The 14,467-nt window shown below is 76.5% G+C and carries 14 protein-coding genes; 6 read left to right on the top strand and 8 right to left on the bottom strand.

What is annotated here, in order from left to right; all coding sequences use genetic code 11:
- Positions 1 to 66: 66 nt before the first annotated feature.
- The gene (locus BLW63_RS01170) at positions 67 to 252 is read right to left on the bottom strand and encodes a DUF6186 family protein (protein ID WP_091150592.1); all 186 of its coding nucleotides are present in this window, start codon (positions 250 to 252) and stop codon (positions 67 to 69) included.
- Positions 249 to 635 (bottom strand): hypothetical protein, encoded by a 387-nt coding sequence (locus BLW63_RS01165; RefSeq protein WP_091150590.1) that lies wholly within the window; start codon positions 633 to 635, stop codon positions 249 to 251. Before BLW63_RS01165 ends, BLW63_RS01170 begins: the two co-directional genes overlap by 4 nt.
- Before the next feature lie 32 nt (positions 636 to 667).
- Here BLW63_RS01165 and BLW63_RS01160 point away from each other — a divergent pair, with 32 nt between their 5' ends.
- The 3 genes from BLW63_RS01160 (at position 668) to BLW63_RS01150 (ending at position 4,231) form a co-directional block, all read left to right on the top strand.
- Positions 668 to 1,348 carry a CPBP family intramembrane glutamic endopeptidase gene (locus tag BLW63_RS01160; protein WP_091150588.1) on the top strand — a complete coding sequence of 227 codons (681 nt, stop codon included), beginning with the start codon at positions 668 to 670 and terminating at the stop codon, positions 1,346 to 1,348.
- Positions 1,349 to 1,421: 73 nt separating this feature from the next.
- Positions 1,422 to 3,341 (top strand): glycosyltransferase family 39 protein, encoded by a 1,920-nt coding sequence (locus BLW63_RS01155; protein ID WP_091150586.1) that lies wholly within the window; start codon positions 1,422 to 1,424, stop codon positions 3,339 to 3,341.
- 32 nt (positions 3,342 to 3,373) lie between these two features.
- Positions 3,374 to 4,231: a DMT family transporter gene (locus tag BLW63_RS01150; protein WP_091150583.1), complete on the top strand. Its 858-nt coding sequence runs from the start codon at positions 3,374 to 3,376 to the stop codon at positions 4,229 to 4,231.
- 41 nt (positions 4,232 to 4,272) lie between these two features.
- Here the strand turns inward: BLW63_RS01150 and BLW63_RS27205 are convergent, their stop codons facing one another.
- Together BLW63_RS27205 and BLW63_RS01140 are read right to left on the bottom strand one after the other, a co-directional pair.
- Positions 4,273 to 5,148: an MOSC domain-containing protein gene (locus BLW63_RS27205; RefSeq protein ID WP_211516955.1), complete on the bottom strand. Its 876-nt coding sequence runs from the start codon at positions 5,146 to 5,148 to the stop codon at positions 4,273 to 4,275.
- 76 nt (positions 5,149 to 5,224) lie between these two features.
- Complete coding sequence (locus BLW63_RS01140) at positions 5,225 to 5,857, bottom strand: LysE/ArgO family amino acid transporter (protein ID WP_091150582.1); 633 nt, start codon at positions 5,855 to 5,857, stop codon at positions 5,225 to 5,227.
- Positions 5,858 to 5,929: 72 nt separating this feature from the next.
- Here BLW63_RS01140 and BLW63_RS01135 point away from each other — a divergent pair, with 72 nt between their 5' ends.
- Positions 5,930 to 6,829 (top strand): LysR family transcriptional regulator ArgP, encoded by a 900-nt coding sequence (locus BLW63_RS01135; protein ID WP_091150580.1) that lies wholly within the window; start codon positions 5,930 to 5,932, stop codon positions 6,827 to 6,829.
- Between the two features lie 9 nt (positions 6,830 to 6,838).
- On the opposite strand, the gene BLW63_RS01130 is transcribed toward BLW63_RS01135, so the two are convergent.
- From BLW63_RS01130 to lysS, 3 genes are all read right to left on the bottom strand, one after another.
- Positions 6,839 to 7,348 (bottom strand): inorganic diphosphatase, encoded by a 510-nt coding sequence (locus tag BLW63_RS01130; protein ID WP_091151143.1) that lies wholly within the window; start codon positions 7,346 to 7,348, stop codon positions 6,839 to 6,841.
- A gap of 136 nt (positions 7,349 to 7,484) precedes the next feature.
- Positions 7,485 to 8,906, bottom strand: a complete 1,422-nt coding sequence (locus BLW63_RS01125; protein ID WP_091150577.1) for an APC family permease — start codon at positions 8,904 to 8,906, stop codon at positions 7,485 to 7,487.
- 16 nt (positions 8,907 to 8,922) lie between these two features.
- Complete coding sequence (gene lysS, locus BLW63_RS01120; protein WP_170856578.1) at positions 8,923 to 12,321, bottom strand: lysine--tRNA ligase; 3,399 nt, start codon at positions 12,319 to 12,321, stop codon at positions 8,923 to 8,925.
- 167 nt (positions 12,322 to 12,488) lie between these two features.
- On the opposite strand from lysS, the gene BLW63_RS01115 reads away from it, so the two are divergent.
- The gene (locus BLW63_RS01115; protein WP_139263450.1) at positions 12,489 to 12,980 is read left to right on the top strand and encodes a copper chaperone PCu(A)C; all 492 of its coding nucleotides are present in this window, start codon (positions 12,489 to 12,491) and stop codon (positions 12,978 to 12,980) included.
- Here BLW63_RS01115 and BLW63_RS01110 read toward each other — a convergent pair.
- Positions 12,977 to 13,549 (bottom strand): putative immunity protein, encoded by a 573-nt coding sequence (locus tag BLW63_RS01110; protein ID WP_091150571.1) that lies wholly within the window; start codon positions 13,547 to 13,549, stop codon positions 12,977 to 12,979. The two genes, BLW63_RS01115 and BLW63_RS01110, sit on opposite strands and share 4 nt — an antisense overlap.
- Before the next feature lie 199 nt (positions 13,550 to 13,748).
- Between BLW63_RS01110 and BLW63_RS01105 the strand changes: the two genes are divergently transcribed.
- Positions 13,749 to 14,372, top strand: coding sequence for a hypothetical protein (locus BLW63_RS01105; RefSeq protein WP_091150569.1), 624 nt, complete (start codon positions 13,749 to 13,751; stop codon positions 14,370 to 14,372).
- Positions 14,373 to 14,467 lie beyond the last annotated feature (95 nt).

The raw sequence follows: 14,467 nt of genomic DNA, 5'->3' as shown, positions 1-14,467 counted from the left end.
GGCTCGCCCTACCCGTACGGGCCGCCGCCGAGTCGTGGCGGGGGAGGTACCGCCGCGGGCACCCGGTCAGCGGGCGAGGACGTGCACCCCGAGCCACACCCAGGCGAGCAGCACCGCGACCCGCCCCGGCGTCGTCCGCATGGCGGCCCCGACCGCGTCGGCGACGGTCGCCGGTCCCGTGCCGCGGCGGCCGGCGACCTCCAGCGCGAGGGCGGCGGCCAGCAGGACGGCGAACCCGGCGGCGCCGCTCACTCCTGCCGCCGGGGACCGGGACGGGTGACCAGCCAGCCGCCGACCGCGAGCCAGCCGAGCACCGCGGCGCCGCGCAGGACGGGGTCGGCGAGGAGCGGGTCGGCGAGGTCGCTGAGCGTGGGCAGGTCGTCGTCGGCCAGGGTGACCACCTCCCAGGCGAGGGCCGCGGCCAGCCAGCCGAGCCAGGGCAGCCCACGCCGGCCGACCGGCGCCGCCGCCGCGCCCGCCCGCCGGGCCAGGCCGACGGCCGTGACGACGGCGCCGGCGGCGGCCACGGCGAGCAGGGCGCCCGGGGACAGCTCGCCGGAGACGGCCACCGCGGCGGCGCAGGCCGCGGCCGCCGCCACGGTGGTGAGCCGGCGCGCGGAGCGGGAACACCGCATCCGTGCATGGTGGCGCAACGGGCCGCGGGAGGGTGCTGGTCCTCGCCGCGGTGCTGGTGCCGGCGCTCGGCGCCTGGAACAACCTGGTGGTGCACCGGCTCCCGGGCCGGCCCGCCTCCTACGTCGTGGCCAACGTCGCGGCGACGGCGGTGCTGCTCGCCGCCGCCCGCGCGAGCGGGCTGTCCTGGGGCGAGCTGGGGCTCGACCGCCGGCGGCTCGCCGCGGGAGCGCGGTGGGGCGGCTCGTGCGCCGCGGTGGTGGCGGCCGGCTACGGGACGGCGCTGGCGGTCCCGGCCCTCCGGCCGCTGCTCGGCGACGCCCGCGTGGCCGGCCTCGACGGCGGGGAACTCGCCGCGCAGGCGCTGGTCCGGATCCCGCTCGGGACCGTCCTGTGGGAGGAGGTCGCCTTCCGCGGGGTGCTGCTGGCGACGCTGGGCCGACTGCTACCCCGGCGCGGTGCGACCGCGGCCTCCGCCGCCCTGTTCGGCATCTGGCACGTCCGCCCCACGCTCGCGGCGTTGTCGGCCAACGACCTGGCCGAGGGGCCGCTGGCGCGCACCGGTGCGGTGCTGCTGGCCTGTCTGGGCACCGCGGCGGCCGGCGTCCTGTTCGCGGAGCTGCGGCTGCGCAGCGGCAGCCTGCTCGCGCCGGCCCTGCTGCACCTGGCCACCAACTCGCTCGGGGTGCTGGCCGGAGCGGCGGCGTCCCGGTGAAGCACCCCGTCCTCCTCACGCCTCGAACGCTCGGCGTGAGCCTCGGGACGGGTCGTCCCTACACTCGCGCGGGATGACGACGGGGAGGTGGCGGGCGGCGCTCGCCGTCCTGGCGGTCGTCGCCGGGGCCCTGGCCGTGCTGACCAACGCCGCGCTTTTTCCGCTCTACTCGCTCAACCGCGACGACTCGGTCTACGTCGCCATGGCCCGGCTGCTCCAGACCGGCGCGGTCACCCTCCCCGCCGACTCCGACGCGTTCCGACCCTGGGCCTCGGCGGTGGTCGGCGACCGGGTCGTGCTGAAGTACACGCCGCCGTGGCCGGGCGTGATCGCTGCCGGCGACCTGCTCACCGGCTCGCCGCGGGCGGCGCTGGCGGTCAGCGCCGCGGCGGCCGCGGTGCTCGTCGCGCTGCTGGCTGCCGAGGTGCTGCGCGACCGGGCCGTCGCCCTGACCGCCGGTGCGCTGTTCGCGCTGTCGCCCGTGGTCGTGGTGCAGAGCGGCACCTTCCTGCCCTACCTGTTCTCCCTGGCCTTGGGCCTGGGTGCGGCCGTCCTGCTGCTGTCGGGAGCGCGGCTGGGCTCCACACCCCGGCTGGTCGCCGCGGGCGCAGTGGCCGGCGTCGCGGCCTTCGCCCGGCCCTTCGACGCGCTGCTCACCGTCGCGCCGTTCGCGCTCGCCGTCCTGCTGGTGCGGGACCGGGGCGGCCTGTCCCGCCCGGGTCTGGTGCTGCGGGTCGCCGCGGGCGCCGTGCCGGTGCTGGCCCTGACGCTGGTCTACAACGCCGTCGTCGTGGGCGGGCCGTTGCGGCTGCCGTTCACCGTGACCGGCCCGCAGGACACCTTCGGCTTCGGCGACCGCGGCGTCTTCCCGCGGTCCACCGTGCCGTTCACGCCCGCCGACGGGGTCACGGGGCTGCTGGCCAACGCGCGCGGGACGCCGGCGTGGGTGTTCGGCGGCGTGGTCCTCGTGACCCTCGCCGTCCTCGGGCTGGTCCGGACGCGCGGCGCGGGGCGCTGGGCGGTCGCCGCGCTGGCGGTGGTGGTGCCGCTGGGCTACCTGCCGTTCTGGGGTCCCTACGCGATGAGCACGCTGTGGGACGGGCTGGCGCTCTTCGGGCCCTTCTACCACCTGCCGGTGGTGGTGCCGCTCGCCGTGTTCGGGGCCGCCGGCCTGACCTGGGTGGGACGGCGGGCGGCAGGGTGGTCACGCCCGCTGACCGCCGTCCTCGTCGTGGCGATGACCGCCCTCACCGGACTGTCGCTGCCGGACGCGGTGGCCGGCAACCGGGCCGTCACCGACTACTACCGGACGGTGCAGCGGGCCGTCACGGCCGCGGACCTCGACGACGCGGTGCTCTTCCTCCCGCGGCGCGGCGACCTCGGTTTCCGGAGTGGCACGCCCTTCCTGGAGAACGACCCGTCGCTGCAGCAGCCGGTGCTCTACGCCGAGCAGCGCGGCGCGGCCGACCTGGCGGTGGCGGCCCGTTTCCCCGACCGCACCCTCCACCGGCTGTCGGAGGACGTGCCGCCGGGCCGGGTCTCCGGTGGACCGCTGACCCTCGAGCGGCTCGGGGTGGACGCCGGGCCAGCGGTGACGCTGCGCCTGCGGATGACCAACCCCACCGACCACCCGGTGGCCGTCGCGTACCTCCGGGCGGGGGACCGGACGTACGAGCAGACGCTGGACGAGGCGTCGTCCCGCGGCCGGGTGCACGAGGTGACCTGGACCGTCGCCGCACCCGGCGCGGCGTCGACCGACCCGGCGGCGGTACCGCTGCCCGGCGACGGCGTGATGGCCGTCGGGCTGGAGTCGCGGGAGCCCGGGCGGACCTCGCCCGGCCCGCGCTGGGAGCGCCGGGTGGCCCACCGGGCCGTCGACGGCGGTCACGCGGTGGAGCTGCTCAGGCCGGGCCAGGGCTGGGCGCGCGCACCCGGGGGCGGGTGGCGGGTGGCCGCGGCCGGCCACCCGGTCGAGGAGGTCCGCGGGGGGTAGCCGGGGCGGACGCGGCCCGGGAGCATGGCGCGGTGGACGGCCTGGCCGCGGCGCTCGCGCTGCTCGCCGCCGTCCTGTTCGCCGTGGCCTCGGCGGTGCAGCAGCGCTCGGCCGCCGACGTCCCCGACGCCCGCGGCGGCCGGCTGGTGCTCGCCCTGGCGCGCAGCCCCCGGTGGTGGGCCGGGACGCTGTGCGACACCGCGGGGTTCGCGGCACAGGCGGCGGCGCTGGGCCTGGGCTCGCTGCTGCTGGTGCAGCCGCTGCTGGTCACCACGCTGCTGGTCGCGCTGCCCCTGGGCGCCCGCTGGGGCGGCCGTCGGCTGCGCCGGGCGGACTGGGTCTGGGCGGCGCTGCTGGTGCTGGCGCTGGCGGTCTTCGCCGTGGTGGGGGAGCCGACGGCGGGCGTCGACCGGGTCGGCTGGCGGCCGTGGCTGCCGGCGTGGGTCGGGCTCGGCGTGCTGGTCGGCGGTTGCCTGGCCGCCGCGGCGGTCCGCCGGGGGACGGCACGGGCGGTGCTGCTCGCCGTGGCCGCGGGCGTGGCCTACGGCGTCGGGGCGGCGCTGACCAAGGGCGTGGTGAGCCTGATCGACGACGGCCTGCCCGTGCTGTTGACGAGCTGGGAGACCTGGCTGCTGGCCGCGGCGATGGGCGGCGGCACGCTGCTGCAGCAGTCGGCCTACCAGTCCGGCGCCCTGGAGGCCTCGCTGCCCGCGGTGACCGTGGGCGAGCCGGTGGTCGCAGTCGCGCTGGGGGTGGGGGTGCTCGGCGAGCGGCTGCGCGCCGACGGGGTGGAGTGGGCGCTGGTCGGCGTCCTCGTCGTCGTCATGGCCGTCGCGACCGTGGCGCTGGCCCGGACCGCGGCCCGGGGCGCCGCACCGGTCCCCGGGTGAGGACGGCGCAGGGAGGCCTCGGGCCGCGGCGACCCGCCCGGTCAGACGGAGACGACCGGCGCCCCCAGCCGGATCTCCCCGTCGGTGAGGACGTCGGCGCGTAGCCCGCCGCGGTGGATGAGCGGCCGCAGCAGCCCCGGGCCGCTGAGCCGGTCGAGGTGGACGCAGGGCTCGCACAGCCGGCGCCCCTCGCACAGCACGTCCCCGATGTGGAAGCGCCGGCCGACCAGCGCGTCGACGTCGACGCCGCGGGTGAGGACGTTGCGCCGGGTGCCGGCGAAGTCCAGGTCCTGCCCGGCCGCGGCCAGCTCGTCGAGCACCTCGGCGGCGATCAGGGTCAGGTCGTAGCCGGGACGCCGGCCGGCGCGTGGGGTGAACGTGCCGGCTCCCAAGGCGTAGCGGTCGCCCTCGAGGCCGCGCCCGGCGGCGGCCTGCGCGACGTCGAGCAGCTGCATCGGCGCCTCGGCGGCCGGTGCCACGGCCAGGCCCTCGACGGTGCCGCGCAGGTCCGCTCCGACCGGTCGCCGGCGGAGCACCGGGTCGAGGGAGGCGACGGCGTAGGCCGCACGGATGGGCAGGTCCGCGGTGGCCCGACCCAGCAGGTCCGGCGCCTGGGGACTGAGCACGACACCGGGTGGCGTGCCGAACGCGAGCACGGCCACCTCCGCCCCGGCCGGCCGCGCCACGACGGCGATCCACCACCCCGGCCACTGGAAGCGCACGGGGTCGGCGATGGGCACCAGCCCTGACCCGTGCTCGGCCAGCCAGGTCCGCCAGGCGCCCAGTGCGTGCGCCAGGTCCTCCTCGGGCAGCGGCAGGTCGGTCACCGGCACCTCGGTGGCCGACGCCAGGCAGGCGGCGAACCCCCGGGTGCGCGCACCCGAGGCGGGTCCGGACGGGAGCTCGACGTCGATCACGGGTCCTCCAGGGGTCGGTCGGGAACCGCTGACCGCGGTACCGGGATCTCACACCTGCTCCACGCCGCCGTCGGGGTCAGGCCCCGCTGACGCCGCGGACGGCCAGGGAGGCGGCGAGGGCGGTCATGACGACGGCGATGCCGCCGTCGAGGACGCGCCAGGCCGCGGGGCGGGCGAACACCGGCCGGAGCAGCCGGGCACCGTAGCCGAGGGCGGTGAACCAGAGCACGCTGCCGAGACCGGCGCCGGCGGCGAACTGCCACCGGTGGGCGCCGAAGGTCGAGGCCATCGAGCCGAGCAGCACCACCGTGTCCAGGTAGACGTGCGGGTTGAGCCAGGTCAGCGCCAGGCAGGTGGCGACGGTGGCCGCGAGGCCGGCGCGGGTCCCCGCGGCGTCGGGCAGCAGCGCGCCCGGACGCAGCGCCCGCCGCGCGGCCAGCACGCCGTAGCCGAGCAGGAACGCCGCCCCGGCGAAGCAGACCACCGGGACGAGCCACGGCACCCGCGACAGCGCCGCGCCGGCGCCCAGCACCCCGGCCATGATCAGCGCGAGGTCGGACAGGGCGCACACCGCCACCACCGCGGCCACGTGCTCGAGGCGGAGGCCCTGCCGCAGCACGAACGCGTTCTGGGCGCCGATGGCGACGATCAGCCCCAGGCCCAGCGCGAGCCCGGAGGCGACGGCGAGCAGCGCGGGGGTGGTCAGCACGCCGTCGACGGTAGGAACCCGTCTTCCGAGCGTCCAGCTAAGGATCCTGATGCGTCATTAGCCTTCCTGTCCATGGACCTCGACGTGGCGCAGCTGCGCGCGCTGGACGCCACCGTCCGCGGCGGCACGCTGGAGGCCGCCGCCCGGGCGCTGCACGTCACGCCCTCGGCGATCAGCCAGCGGCTGCGCGCGCTGGAGGTCGCGACCGGCCGGATCCTGCTGGTGCGGACGAAGCCGGTGCAGGTCACCGAGTCCGGGCAGGCGGTGCTGCGGCTGGCCCGGCAGGTCGACCTGCTCACCGCCGACGTCGTCCGCGAGCTCGGCGGCGACCCGACGCCCGAGGGGGTGCTTACGCTGCCCATCGCGGTCAACGCCGACTCCATGACCACCTGGGTGCTGCCCGCGCTGGCGCCGCTGGCCGGGGACGTCTGCTTCGACCTGTACCGCGAGGACCAGGAGCACACCAGCGCCCTACTGCGCGCCGGCACCGTCATGGCGGCGGTGACCGCGGACGCCGAGCCGGTGCCCGGCTGCACCTCCACCCGGCTGGGCGGCATGTCCTACCGGCCGATGGCCACCCGCGACTTCGTGCGGCGCTGGTTCCCGGCCGGCCCCACCGCCGAGGCGCTCGCCCGGGCGCCGGTCGTCGTCTTCGACCGCAGGGACGACCTGCAGCACCGCTACCTGCATGCCCAGGCCGGTCCCGACGTCGCCCCGCCGGTGCACTACGTGCCCGCCGCGGCGGACTACGTCGTCGCCGTCACCCTCGGCCTGGGCTGGGGCATGGTGCCCGGCCTCCAGGCGCGCGGGCCAGCGGCGCAGCTGGTCGCCCTCGACCCGGCCGCCGCGGTGGACGTCGTCCTGTACTGGCAGCAGTGGCGGCTGCGCTCGGCCACGCTGGACCGCGTCCGGGAGGCCGTGCTGGCCGCCGCCGGCCGCGACCTGGACCCGCCCGGGGGGAGCGGGCGCTGACCGCCCCGCTCAGGCCTCGGTGCCGGTGGCCGCGGGGAGCTGCTCGGTGTACCTGCGCCGCGCGTCCTCCAGTGCCTCGATGGCCTTCCCGCGGCCCTCCCAGCCGCGGGTCTCGGCGGACTTGTCCGGCGCCAGGGCCTCGTAGATCTCGAAGAAGTGCCAGATCTCGGCGATCTGGTGCATCGCCACGTCCTCGAGCTCCTGCAGGTGCAGCTGGCGCGGATCGGTCGCGGGGACGCAGAGCAGCTTGGCGTCCGGGCCCCGCTTGTCGTGCACCCAGAACACGGCGATGACCCGGGCGCGGACGAGGCACCCCGGGAAGGTCGGCTCGGCCAGCAGCAGGAGGGCGTCGATGGGGTCGCCGTCCTCGGCCAGCGTCTCGGGGACGAAGCCGTAGTCGCCGGGATAGCCGGTGGCGGTGAAGAGCATCCGGTCGAGCCGGATCCGGCCGAGCTGCTGGTCGTACTCGTACTTGTTCCGGGACCCCTTGGGGACCTCGACGATCACGTCGACCTCCACGGACACGCCTCCTCGGTGACATCCCGGAGCCGAGCTGGGCCGGCCTCGCCGACCGACCCTGACCCGGCGCCCGTCGCCCGTCAACCCGGGCCACTCCCGCGGAGTCGTCCCCGAGGGGCCGGCGTCTCCGCAGCGCTCACCGCTGCTGGAGCGCCCGCGCCCGACCGTGGCCGTCGCGGCGCCGCTCCAGGAGGGCGAAGACGAACGGCGGCAGCGAGAGCACCACCGTGGCCAGCGCCAGGAGCAGCACGTAGAGGACAGGGTCGCCGGTCTGCAGCTGGGCCGGGGGGACGAACCCGAGCAGGAAGGAGACGACGCAGCCGAGCAGGCCCACGCCCCCGACGAGCCACACCCCGGGCAGACCGCCGGGGATGCGGTACGGGCGGGGGACGTCGGGCTGGGTGTGCCGCAGCCGGATGACCGCGGCGAACACGAGGGCGTACATGGCCACGATGACCTGCGCGGTGACCGCGGAGAGCATCCAGTACGAGGTGCTGACGCTGGGCACGAGCACGAACAGCAGGGCGAACGCCGATCCCGCGACCGCCTGCACGACGAGCAGCGCCACCGGGACGTCGTTGCCGTTCACCCGGCCCAGCCGCGCCGGGGCCAGTCCCTCGCGGGCGACCGCGCCGACGCCCTTGGCCGGTCCCAGGACCCACGGCGTCAGGTGCGCGACCCCGCCGAGCGCGACGACGACGGCCAGGGGGGCCAGCAGCCACCCGATGTCGAGCCGCTGCAGCACGGTGGAGAACAGCTCCATCGTCCCGGACACCAGGCTGATCTCCCGCTGGGGCACGACGAGGGCCATGAACAGCGAGCCGAGGACCGAGAAGGCGACGGTCACCGCGACGGCCAGCGCGATCGCGCGGGGCACGGTGCGGCCGGGGTCGGCGGTCTCCCGCGCGTGGAAGCCGGCCATCTCCATGCCGGTGAACAGCAGGATGACCCCGCCGAGGAACGCCACGTTCCCCAGCGACACGTCGGGCACCAGGGCGCCGGCGGAGAACGGGATCTCGGAGGCGTTGCCGCGCAGCAGGAACGCCGCGCCCAGCGCCACGACGAGGACGGCCGGCAGGATGGAGCCCGCGACCGTGCCGACCGCGCCGATCACCGACGACGTCCGGACCCCGCCCAGCGCGGCGGCCGTGGTGCCCCAGAAGACGACGAGCATGACCGCGACGAGGAAGAACCGGTCGTCCGCCAGGGCCGGGTCGAACGCGTAGGCCAGCGAGGCGGCGATGAACGACAGCACGGTGGGGAACCAGGCGACGTTCTCGGCGTAGTCGCACCACACCGCGAGCGCCCCGGTGCGCCCGCCGAAGGCCTCCTTGACCCAGGCGTACACGCCACCCTCGCGCGGCCAGGCGGTGCCGAGCTCGGCCGCGGCCATCGACACCGGCACCAGGAACACCCCGATCGACAGGGCGAACAGCGCGAGCATCGACCAGCCGTACTCGGCCATGACCGGCAGGTTCCGGGCGCTGACGATCGAGGCGATGTTGACCATGGCCAGGGACAGGACGCCGAGGCGGACCGTGGCGCCCGGCCGGGTCAAGCGAGGGCCACCCGAGTCACGCCGCCGACCGCCGCTCCGGCGCCGACGGCGAGGGCACGCCGCCGACGGCCTTGGGCACGAGCAGCTCGCCGAGCCCGGGGAGGGCCAGGAAGCCCTCCGCGCCGGCGTAGCGCAGACCCACCCGCGGCAGGTCGGCGCGGTGCCGGTAGGCCAGGACCCGCGGCAGCCACTCCGGATCGAATCGGGCGTTGAAGTCGTGCAGCGACTCGATCTGGAAGAACGGGTTGAGCGCACCGACCGCCCACCGGGCCGCGCGCTGCGCGAGGGTGAACGGGACGTCGTCGGCGAACAGCCGCCCCCACATCGCGAAGTTCATCGACAGCCGGGCCACGCCGCGGGCGCCCAGAGCGGTCGCGGTGGAGGCGATGAGGAACTCGGTCATCCCGTTCGGCGCGTCCGGGTCGTGCCGCATCAGGTCCAGCGTGTAGCCGAACGAGGGCCCGTAGGCGGGCACCAGGCGCAGGAAGCCCCCGGGCCTGCCGTCGGCGTCCTGCGCGACGCAGAGCAGGAACCCGGGGTCGGCGCCGGCGCCGCGGACGTCCTGGGACAGCGACATGGTGAAGCCGCGCTCGGGGTGCTTGCCGCGCCAGCGGGCACTGATCGCGTTGAGCTGGTCGACCAGCGCCGGCGGGGCGTCGGCCTCGGCGACCAGCCGGAAGCGGTGGGTCCGCCCGACCCGCCGGACGGCAGCCCGCAGCCCCTTGCGTCCCGGGCCCTCCAGGGTGAACCGGCGGCAGTCGATGACCGCCTCGTCGCCCAGGTAGAACGCGCGGAACCCGCGCGAGGAGTACAGCGGCATGCTCGCCTCACGTGCGGCCAGCAGGGCCGGCGTCCAGGCCCGCTCGTCGCACATCGCGAGGAACTCGTCGAGCACCCGCGGCACCGACTCGCGGGCCCCGATCGGGTCGCCGGAGACCAGCGCGTAGCCGCCGAGGTAGGTGTAGGCGACGAACGCCTCGCCGTCCCGGGAGAAGAAGAACGTCTTGTCGTCGCGCAGGGCGAAGTAGGCGAGGGTGTCCCAGCCGTAGGTGTGCACCAGCCGCTCGGCGTGCGCCCAGTCCTCCTCCGTGTGCGGACGGCGGGCGGCGGCCAGCGGGCGGAACAGCAGCACCGCCAGGGCGACCAGGCCGACGACGCCGAGCGCGAGGAGGGCCGCGGGGTAGAACGCAGCGAAGAACCGTGAGCCGTAGGTGTAGGGGCCGTCGAGGCCGACCAGCCCGGCGAGGACCGTCTGCAGCGCGCCGAGGGGGGTGAGCGGCGGGTCGACCCGCCCGCGCTCGGCCCACAGCGCGGCCAGCCCGAACAGCAGCACCCCGGTCAGGTACAGCGGGACGAACCGCACCAGGCGCAGCAGGGACGGCGGGTCGGCCGGCGCCCGGAACGCCGACCGGCACCGCACCAGCCCGGCGAGCAGCGCCAGGCACAGCGCCACGGCGACCGGGTGCGGCCCCTTGACCACGTGCGCGACCGCGCCGACCGCGAACAGCAGCACCGCCAGCCGCCAGGCCAGTGCCTTGCGCCGGGCCAGCTGGTCGGACAGCAGCAGGAGCAGCAGCCCCACCACCACCGACGCGACCGTGCCGGTCACCGGCACCCACAGCGGGCCGAACGCCGTCCCCCGGCCGACGAGCCGCTCGTGCACCACGGGCAGCACGGTGAGCAGCTGCAGGACGCCGGAGAGCGCGGTCAGCCCGGCCAGCACCAGCACGGCCGGCCGGTGCGGGCGCGCCGCCGTTGGGGGTGCCGGGACCGGGCCGGAGGAGGGGGCCATCGAGGGCAGCGCGACGACCGAGCCGCCCGCCGTCCCCGCGCCGTCGGACCCGGCGGTGCTGCCGGCGGGGAGCGGGGTCGGGGCGACCAGCGGCCGGACCGCGCCGTCCGGGCCGGTGCCGGGCAGCTCGGGCCGCAGCGTCGGGAAGAGGATCACCTCGCGGATCGAGTCGACGCCGGCCAGCAGCATGACCAGCCGGTCGATACCGATGCCCAGCCCGCCGGTGCAGGGCATCCCGCACTCCAGCGCGCGGACGTAGTCGAGGTCGACGTCCCCGGCCTCCGGGTCCCCGTGCGACTTGGCGCGGGCCTCGGCCTCGAACGCGGCGAGCTGCTCGACCGGGTCGTTCTGCTCGGAGTAGGCGTTGCACAGCTCGAAGCCGGCGACGATCAGCTCGAAGCGCTCGACGTACGCCGGGTCGTCGCGGTGCACCCGGGCCAGCGGCGAGACCTCGCGGGGGTAGTCGACGCAGAACACCGGCCCCACGACCGCGTGCTGCACCCGCTCGTCGTAGACCTCCTTCATCAGCCGCCCCGCGCCCCACGAGGCCTCGTAGGGGATGCCCAGCCGGTCGAGCACCGCGCGCGCCTCGTCGACCGGCATGGCCGGGTGCATGGGAGCGCCGGTGGCGTCGGCGATCATGTCGGCGAATCGCCTGCGGGGCCACGGCGTCGCGGCCAGGTCGATGGCGTGCCCCGCGTAGTGGACCGTGAGGTCGTCGCCGAGGGCCGCCCGCGCCGCCGCGGTGATCAGCCCCTCGGTCAGCTCCATCATGTCGGTGATGTCGCCGAAGGCCTGGTAGGCCTCCAGCAGGGTGAACTCGGGGTTGTGCCGGGTGTCCACGCCCTCGTTGCGGAACACCCGGCCGATCTCGAAGACCCGCTCGAGGCCGCCCACGATCAGCCGTTTGAGGTGCAGCTCGAGGGCGATCCTCAGGTAGAGGTCGAGGTCCAGGGCGTTCGAGTGGGTGACGAACGGCCGCGCGCTGGCCCCGCCCTGGATGGTCTGCAGCACCGGCCCCTCGACCTCGGTGAAGTCGAGGTCCTCCAGGTGCCGGCGGATCGCCCGCACCGCGGCGTGCCGGATGCGGAAGACCTGCCGGGTACGCTCGTTGACCTCGAGGTCGACGTAGCGCTGCCGGTAGCGGGTCTCGACGTCGGTCAGGCCGGCGTGCTCGGCCGGCGGCGCCCGCAGCGCCTTGCCGAGGACGGCGAAGTCCTCGACGCGCACTGACAGCTCGCCGGTCCGAGTGGTCATCACGGTGCCCTCGGCGCCGACCCAGTCGCCGCGGTCGACGTCGTCGAACTCGGCGTGCCGGTCGGCGCCGAGGACGGAGCTGTCGACGTAGAGCTGGATGGCGCCGGTGCGGTCGCGCAGCGTGGCGAAGGTCAGCCAGCCCTGCCGACGGATGAGCTCGACCCGGCCGGCGACCCGCACGCGGTCCGTCGTCCGCACGTCGGCCGCGAGGTCCGGGTGGGCCGCGCGGACGCCGGCGGCGGTGGCGTCCGTCGGCCAGCGGTAGGGGTAGCCGGCGACGCCCCGGTCGCGCAGCGCCTGCAGCTTGGCCAGCCGGTGCGCGCGCTGTCCCGCGCTGCGCCCGGCCACGTCGGTTCCGCTGACCACCGCGCCATGATGGGACGACCCCGGCGCGGGCGACCCTCCCGATGACGCCGGTCGCCCCACCCCGGTAGGTCGCTGCGCTCAGGGGCGGGCGGCCGTCGCAGCGTGTGGTCGGGCAGGGACCCCCGCCCCTGGTGCCGGGCCGGCGGGGCCGGGGATCGTGCGCTCCCGTGCGACGGACTCCGCTCACCGCCTGGGTTGCCGCCGGTCTGCTCGTCCTGGGTGGCTGCGCCGCCGGGCAGGAGGCCGAGACGGCCGAGGAGACCCCCGACGTCGCCGGCGTCGACGGCACCGTCGGCGAGGTGTCGCTCGACGACGTCTTCCTCGACGCCGAGGACACCGTCGAGGCCGGGGCCTCGGTACCGCTGCGGGGTGTGCTGACCAACGACGCCGAGCAGGTCGACCGGCTCGTCGGCGTCAGCACGCCGGCGGCGGGGTCGGTCCAACTCTTGGACGACGCCGGCGCGCCGAGCGCCGACGGCATCGAGGTACCGGCCGGCGGCCAGGTGGAGGCCGTCAGCGGCGCCGTGCGGATGCAAGTCGAGGGGGTGACCGCCCCGATCGCGCCCACCGACACCGTCTCGGTCACCTTCACGTTCGCGACGGCCGGCGAGGTGACCCTCGACGTGCCGGTCGCGCCCGGCCCCGGCCCCGTCGACTAGGGGGCTTCGGCAGGGACGTCGGGCCCCGGGCCGGTGGAGCTGCGCAGGGCCTCGTCCAGGTCGCGGAGCAGCTCCCCGACCCGCCCTCCGCCCGGCGGTGCCGCGGGGTAGCGGCTCAGCACGTGGACGACGACCGGGGTCGCGCGCCGGCGGGCCCGTTCGATGCACGCGGCGCCGGCAGCCCGATTCCCGCCCGCCGCGAGCTCGGCCGCCCTGGCCGCGTGGGCTGCCGCCCCCAGGACGTGCTTGACCTGGTGGGCATCGGCCAGTGGGTGCAGGTACGCGGCGGACGCCGCGGCCATCGCGGCTCGCGCGGCGTGGCCCGCGGCCGTGGCGCCCGCGTCCCGGGTTGCCCGGAGCGCCGCCCACGCGGTGTCGCGCAGGGCCTTCCCGCGCTCGCCGCCCCGGGCGAACGTCCGTGCGGCCTCGACCGCGTCGCGCGGCCGGGAGTCGCCCGGGTGTGCGCTCTCGAAGACCTCCAGGACCTCCTGCGCACGCTCCGCGGCACACCCGGCGACCGCCCGGAGTTCCTGCGTGGTCAGGACGATCTCCCCGGTTCTGCTCGCCACGGGTACCACCCTCGCCCACCGACCCGGCCGGCGGGAGGTCCGCCGGATGCGTGCCCGGCGGCGTGCGCACGGTCCGCACGCGCCGAGCCCGGTCCCCGGCCGACCTTGCGGGACACCTCGGACGCCGCCGACCCCGGTGCGGGCGAGGAGATTTCCCTCCGTGCGGTGACGTCCGGCACCGCCAGGGAGGAGCAGGGTCATGTACGCCAGGACCACCACAGTCCGCGGCGACCCGCGCGCGGTCGACGACGGGATCGCCTTCACCCGGAGCGACCTCTGGCCGATGATCCGGCAGATGGACGGCTGCATCGGGATGTCGATGCTGGCCGACCGCCAGGCGGGGCGGTGCATCCTCACCTCCGCGTGGGCCGATCAGGACGCGATGCGGGCCAGCGCCGACCAGATCGGCGAGCTGCGGAGGCAGGTGGCCGAGGTCCTGCGCGCCGACGCCGTCGACATCGCCGAGTGGGAGGTCGCCGTCCTGCACCGGGCCCGGCCGGCGGGGGACGCGGCGTGCGTCCGGGGCACCTGGGTCGACATCCCGGCCGGCCACGTCGACGGGATGGTCGACGCCTTCCGGATGAGCCTGCTGCCGAAACTCGAGGACCTCCCCGGCTTCTGCAGCGTCAGCCTGCTGGTCGACCGGCTCAGCTCCCGCGGCGTGGCGGCCGTGACCTACGCGGACCGGACCACCCTGGAACGGACCCGGGAGCAGGGTGCCGCGCTCCGCGAGGAGTTCAGCCGGGCGGTGGGCTCGACGATCACCGAGGTCGCCGAGTTCGACCTCGCGATGGCCCACCTGCACGTCCCCGAGATGGCGTGAGGTGGGGGCGCCGCTGAGGCGGTGTCCCCGCGGTACCGCGCGCCCACGGCCCGGTCCCGCCCGTCCTAGCGGGCCACGGGCGCGCAACGACCGGT

This window comes from Geodermatophilus africanus (assembly GCF_900107105.1).
Taxonomy (GTDB): Bacteria; Actinomycetota; Actinomycetes; order Mycobacteriales; family Geodermatophilaceae; genus Geodermatophilus; species Geodermatophilus africanus.
Note: the sequence above shows the minus strand (reverse complement) of the source record. Positions and strands in the feature narration are given on the sequence as shown.

Excerpts from the sequence above, each read along its gene's own strand:
- BLW63_RS01165 (WP_091150590.1), bottom strand. The coding sequence starts at position 635 with ATGCGGTGTTCCCGCTCCGCGCGCCGGCTCACCACCGTGGCGGCGGCC.
- BLW63_RS01155 (WP_091150586.1), top strand. The coding sequence starts at position 1,422 with ATGACGACGGGGAGGTGGCGGGCGGCGCTCGCCGTCCTGGCGGTCGTC.
- BLW63_RS01135 (WP_091150580.1), top strand. The coding sequence starts at position 5,930 with ATGGACCTCGACGTGGCGCAGCTGCGCGCGCTGGACGCCACCGTCCGC.
- BLW63_RS01105 (WP_091150569.1), top strand. The coding sequence starts at position 13,749 with ATGTACGCCAGGACCACCACAGTCCGCGGCGACCCGCGCGCGGTCGAC.